The organism is Frankia sp. CcCS3, assembly GCF_977927575.1.
In genome coordinates, this window is record NZ_CDWRCL010000277.1 from 1 (window position 1) to 4,677 (window position 4,677).

Sequence of the window (4,677 nt, forward strand, 5' to 3'; positions counted from 1 at the left end):
GGTAGGGCGCGACGCACATCGACCATGATCGATCTCGGCGAAGTTCGACCGGATGTACAGCGGCGGCCGGCTACTCAAGGTCACTGATAGCGGCGCGGTGCGGTCTCGCCGAAGCCCTGGATATAACGTCAGACCCGTCCGGAGAGACATCAGAACCGCGAACACTGAGCAAGGTGGCCGCGTGCCCAGTCAGAACATCGCCGTCGGGCCCTCGTCGGCGCGCGAGTCTCTCCGCGGGCCGCGCCCGTGACTGTTCTCCCCGTCCCCGTCGGTCACCGACACACGCCCACGATCAGACCAAGGTTCTGCGAATGAAACGCAAGCGACCGTCACCTCGTGGCTCGGAAGGCGACTTCTCCGTCGTCTACAGTGCTCTGGTAGCGGCACCCCTGACCGCACTCTGTACAGTGGCCGCCATCCTTCTCGTCGCCCCGCACGCCCGGCGCGCTGTTGCCGTGTGCGGCCTCGTCGCGGCGGTCGCGATCGGCCTGGCCTGCGCCGAGATCCGCCGCCGCGGGCACGAGATCGTCCATCTGCGCCGTCGGCAGGCCGCCACCGAGCAGGAGCTCGTGCACCGCCTGGAGATACAGGAGGCCGAGACCAGCCGCCTCGCCGTCGAGGTGCTGCCCGCCGCGATCAGTCGGCTGCACCGCGGCGACTCGGTCGAGGAGGCGCTGTCCGGCTCGAGCCAGTCGCCCGCCCTCGGCGCCGCGTTCATCAAGGCGCACGACGACGTGGTCCGCTCGGTCCTCGAAGCGGTCAAGGCGGAAGAGGACCTGCGCGACTCCTCGCAGCGCGCGTTCGTCAACGTCGCCCGTCGCGTCCAGGCCATCGTGCACCAGCAGTTCCAGGATCTGCGCGAGATGGAGGAGCGGCACGGCGGGAACCCCGATGTCTTCGACGACCTGCTCCGCCTCGACCACGGCACCGCGCTGATCGGCCGGCTCGCCGACTCGCTCGCCGTGCTCGGCGGATCCCGCCCCGGCCGGCAGTGGCAGCATCCGGTGTCGCTGTTCAACGTGCTGCGCGGCGCGATGTCCCGGATCATCGACTACCAACGCGTCGAACTGCACTCAGTGGTCGAGGTCGCCATCTCAGGACCCACCGTCAAACCGCTCATCCACGCGCTCGCCGAGCTGCTGGACAACGCCACCCGATACTCGCCGCCGCAGACCCGCGTGCACATGACCGCGGTCGAGGTGCAGTCCGGGATCGCGGTCGAGATCGAGGACGGCGGCGTCGGCCTCGGCGAGGAGGCCCGGCTGCGCGCCGAGCGGGTGCTCGCCGAAGTCAAGTCGGGCCTCGACCTCGCCGACCTCGACGGGAACCCGCGCCTCGGCCTGTCCGTGGTCGGTCGGCTCGCGCAGACCCACCGCTTTCAGGTCTCGCTGCGGCCCTCGGCGTACGGCGGCGTGCGCGCCGTGCTGATCATCCCACGCGACCTGGCCACCGCCGTGCCGCTGTCCGCGGCCAGCCCGGGCGCCGCGGTCCGGCCGAACCCGAACACGCTGATGCCCGCCATCGCCCTGGAGCCGGAGGAGCCGCAGCACATCAAGATCAACAACAACGGCCTGCCGCAGCGCAGGCGCGGCGTCACCGCCCCGCTCGGCGGGAGCGGCAGCCAGCGGAGCCTGACCGCGCCGCGCGGGCTGCAGTCCGCCGCCCCGTCCCCGCCCGTGTCGAGTAACGCATCCGCTCCCGCCGCGCCGCCCCCGCCGCCCGGACTGTGGCTTGCCGCGTTCCAGAACGCGGTCTCCGGCGAGGGCACGAGCACCCAGCACGCTTTGACTGACGATGCGTCGAGTAAGGAAGGCGAGTAGCCGATGGACCACTTGCGGCCCAGCATGGACTGGATGCTCAAGGACCTTGCGGAGAGCGTGCCGGGCACCCGGCATATCATCGTCCTGACCGCGGACGGCCTGCGCATGGCCCAGTACAACACGGATGTGGACACCGTCGACCGCCTCGCGGCCGCGTGCACCGGCCTGCAGAGCCTGTCCGCCGCCGTCGGCGCCGAGTTCCCGCAGGGGGACAAGCGGATGCGGCTCGTGGTAATCGAGGTGGGCGGGGGATTCTTCTACCTCATGGCGGCCGGCGCGCGCACGTACCTCGCGGTGCTGGCCGACGAAGGGGTGGACGCGGGGTTGATGGGACAGCAGATGCGCAACCTGGTCGCACGTATCGGTGAGCATCTCACCAGCCCGCCGCGGATGGAGGAGAGGACGGCCGGGTGACCCCGTCCCCGATCAACGACGCGTCCTCCGCCTGGGAGCAGGGCGGTCCCGAGCGCCTGTACGTCCTCACCGGCGGGCGCGGCGCCTCGGGCCGCCGGGCCGACATCGACCTGATCACCCTCGTGGTGGCGCGGGCCGCGGCCCGGCCCGAGATGCAGCCGGAACACGCGTCCATCCTGCGCATGTGTCACTGGCCCCTGTCCATGGCGGAGATCTCGGCGTACCTCAAGCTGCCGTTCAGCGTAGTCGCCATCCTGGTCTCCGACCTGCTCAGGGACTCGCTCGTCGAGGTGCGCGCCTCGGTGCGCATGGAAGGAATCGGCGATCCTGAACTGCTCAAGGCGGTGATGAATGGACTCCAGAGGCTCTGAGTTGGCCGTCGGGCCGGCACGCGAGGACACGCTGCCCGCCTCGGCCGCCACCGCGGTCAAGATTGTCGTGGTCGGCGGGTTCGGCGTCGGCAAGACGACCCTGGTCGGCTCCGTCAGCGAGATCAGACCGCTGACGACCGAGGAGACGATGACCGAGGTCAGCGTCGGGGTGGACGACGTCCGCGGGGTCGAGCAGAAGGATGCGACCACCGTGGCCATGGACTTCGGCCGGATCACCATCAACGAGCAACTGGTGCTCTACCTGTTCGGCACGCCCGGACAGCATCGCTTCTGGTTCCTGTGGACCGGCCTGTTCGAGGGAGCCCTTGGCGCGGTCGTGCTGGTCGACACCCGGCGGCTCGAGGCCAGCTTCGACGTCATCGGGCGGCTCGAAGACGGCGGCGTGCCGTTCATCGTGGCCATCAACGTCTTCCCGGACGCCCCGAACCACCCGCTGGACGAGGTCCGTGCCGCGTTGGATCTGCCGGCCGCCGTGCCGATCGTCGCGTGCGACGCGCGCAGCCGGGCCTCGAGCCGGGACACCCTGCTGGCCCTCATGCGCTACCTGTACTGGCTGTCCACCCAATCCGCGGCCCCGGTGGCCGCCTCGGCCGCCACGGAGTAAGTGTGTCAACATCCATTCCCGAAGCAGGCGCGGAATCAGGCGCTGCGATCCCGCCGCCGGGGTGTCCGGCGCACGCGGCCTTCGCGCAGGATGCCGCACGGACCGCGCTCTACGGCCCGGAAGCGCAGCACGATCCCGGCGCGGTCTACGAGAAGCTCCGCGCGGAACACGGCGGGATCGCCCCGGTGGAACTCGAGGGTGGCGTCCCGGCCTGGCTGGTGCTCGGCTACCGGGAGAACATGGAGGTCGCTCGCACCCCGAGCCGGTTCACCCGGGACGCCCGGCTCTGGCGGGACTGGAACGAGGGCAGGATCGCCGCGGACGACCCGCTGCTTCCGCTCATCGGATGGCGTCCCGACGTCGTGTCCTACGATGGCGAGGAACATGCGCGGCTGCGCGCCGCGGTCAACGAGTGCCTGACCAGGTTCGACCGGCACGGCACCCGGCGGCACGTCCATCGCTACGCGAACCAGCTGATCGACGGCTTTGTCGAGGACGGCCGCGCGGACCTGGTGACCCAGTTCGCCGTTTACCTTCCGATGCTCGTGCTGAGCCGGCTGGTCGGCCTGAGCGAGGGGTACGGCCGGAAACTGGTCGAGGCCATCGTCGGCATGGTCAGCGGCGGCGAGGAGGCGTACGCGCACAACCAGTACATCATCGGCACCCTGCGGTCGCTGACCGAGGAGCGGCGCAGGGCCCCCGCGCACGACCTGGCGTCCTGGTTCGTCCAGCACCCCTCGGGGCTGAACGACGAGGAGGTGCTCAACCACCTGCGCCTCGTGATCGTGCTGGGCTACGAGGCCACGACGAACCTGGTCTCGAACACGCTGCGGATGGTGCTGACTGACCCCCGCTTCCGCGCGTCGCTCGCCGGCGGGCTCATGACGCTGCCGGACGCGGTCGAGCAGATGCTGTGGGACGATCCGCCGCTGCTGGTCTGCCCGGCGCGGTTCGCCATGCACGACATGCATTTCGCCGACAAGGAGATCCGCGAGGGCGACATGCTGCTGCTCGGCATCGCGGCGGGCAACGCAGATCCGGAGATCCGTCCGGATCTCGACGCGCCGATGCACGGCAACCGCTCGCACCTGGCGTTCAGCCGGGGCCCGCACGAGTGCTCGGGACAGGAGATCGCCCGCGCCATCACCGACACCGGCGTCGACGTGCTGCTCAACCGGCTACCCGACCTGCACCTCACGGTGCCGGAGGAGCAGCTGACCTGGACCGCCTCGACCTGGTCCCGGCACCTTGACGCGCTCCCGGTCAAGTTCGCCCCGCAGCGCCGCCCCGCCCCGCAGTCTGCGCCAGCCGCCCCGGCGTTCTCCGCCCCGGTGGTCGAGCCGAGCGCCGCGAAGGACGCGCTGGCGGCGGTGGCCGAGGCCGACGCGCAGGCCAGAGTGGACACCCGCCGCGGCTTCTGGGCCTCGCTGGGCGGCATGTTCCGCGG

The 4,677-nt window shown here is 70.7% G+C and carries 5 protein-coding genes; all 5 read left to right on the plus strand.

Going from position 1 to position 4,677, the window contains the following annotated elements; genetic code table 11:
- Positions 1–311 precede the first annotated feature (311 nt).
- Positions 312–1,820, plus strand: coding sequence for an ATP-binding protein (locus AC08OQ_RS17760; RefSeq protein WP_476602111.1), 1,509 nt, complete (start codon positions 312–314; stop codon positions 1,818–1,820).
- Between the two features lie 3 nt (positions 1,821–1,823).
- Positions 1,824–2,234 (plus strand): roadblock/LC7 domain-containing protein, encoded by a 411-nt coding sequence (locus tag AC08OQ_RS17765; RefSeq protein ID WP_476602112.1) that lies wholly within the window; start codon positions 1,824–1,826, stop codon positions 2,232–2,234.
- Entirely contained in the window at positions 2,231–2,605 is a 375-nt protein-coding gene (locus AC08OQ_RS17770) for a DUF742 domain-containing protein (RefSeq protein WP_476594610.1), read from the plus strand. Before AC08OQ_RS17765 ends, AC08OQ_RS17770 begins: the two co-directional genes overlap by 4 nt.
- Positions 2,586–3,230: a GTP-binding protein gene (locus AC08OQ_RS17775; protein ID WP_476602113.1), complete on the plus strand. Its 645-nt coding sequence runs from the start codon at positions 2,586–2,588 to the stop codon at positions 3,228–3,230. Before AC08OQ_RS17770 ends, AC08OQ_RS17775 begins: the two co-directional genes overlap by 20 nt.
- A gap of 2 nt (positions 3,231–3,232) precedes the next feature.
- Positions 3,233–4,677: cytochrome P450 (locus tag AC08OQ_RS17780; protein WP_476612224.1), on the plus strand; the 1,445-nt coding region annotated here is incomplete at its 3' end.

What these genes read in the sequence shown, in the direction of transcription:
- AC08OQ_RS17760 (WP_476602111.1), top strand. Translation starts at nt 312, where the DNA reads ATGAAACGCAAGCGACCGTCACCTCGTGGCTCGGAAGGCGACTTCTCC.
- AC08OQ_RS17765 (WP_476602112.1), top strand. Translation starts at nt 1,824, where the DNA reads ATGGACCACTTGCGGCCCAGCATGGACTGGATGCTCAAGGACCTTGCG.
- AC08OQ_RS17775 (WP_476602113.1), top strand. Translation starts at nt 2,586, where the DNA reads ATGGACTCCAGAGGCTCTGAGTTGGCCGTCGGGCCGGCACGCGAGGAC.